This window comes from Streptococcus sp. HMSC056C01 (genome assembly GCF_001811305.1).
In the GTDB taxonomy this organism is placed as follows: domain Bacteria; phylum Bacillota; class Bacilli; order Lactobacillales; family Streptococcaceae; genus Streptococcus.
Map to the genome: position 1 here is coordinate 65,775 of NZ_KV804219.1, position 753 is coordinate 66,527.

At 36.4% G+C, this 753-nt stretch carries 1 protein-coding gene; it reads left to right on the forward strand.

The annotated features are described in order from the left end of the window. Positions 1-191 precede the first annotated feature (191 nt). Positions 192-753 (forward strand): DivIVA domain-containing protein (locus tag HMPREF2795_RS10070; RefSeq protein ID WP_083303364.1); only part of this gene is annotated, 562 nt, incomplete at its 3' end.

A 753-nucleotide genomic window follows, 5' to 3' on the forward strand; every position in this document is an offset into this window, starting at 1 on the left:
ATTTTTGGATAAGATTTATTTTGACTATGAGGAACTAGTCCGTTACAAGGATGAAACTGAAGTCTATATCAAAAGATTAGAAGAACGTCTTTCGTCTTTTACTGATGATTTTCCTAAAAGAACAGTGACAAGCGAGCAAGAACCAGAACCATTGAATGATTCTATTTTTTATTAAGTAAGTGAGGAAAAATATGCCAATTACATCGTTAGAAATCAAGGATAAAACCTTTAGTACCAAGTTTAGAGGTTTTAATCCTGAAGAAGTTGATGAATTTCTAGATATTGTTGTTCGTGATTATGAAACGCTTGTTCGTAGTAACCATGAAAAAGAGCAACACATTAAAAATTTAGAGGAACGTTTGTCTTATTTTGATGAGATTAAGGAGTCATTGAGCCAGTCTGTATTGATTGCTCAAGATACTGCAGAACGTGTCAAACAAGCTGCCAATGAACGCTCTCAAAATATCCTTAAACAGGCTGAACAAGATGCCCAGCGTCTGCTTGATGAAGCTAAGTATAAGGCTAATGAAATCTTGCGTCAAGCTACGGATAATGCTAAGAAGGTTGCAGTAGAGACAGAAGAATTAAAGAATAAGAGCCGTGTCTTCCATCAACGTTTGAAATCTACGATTGAGAGTCAATTGGCCATTGTAGACTCTTCTGACTGGGAAGAAATTTTACGTCCGACAGCAACTTACCTTCAAACAAGTGACGAAGCTTTTAAAGAAGTTGTCGGAGAAGTTTTGGGTGAAG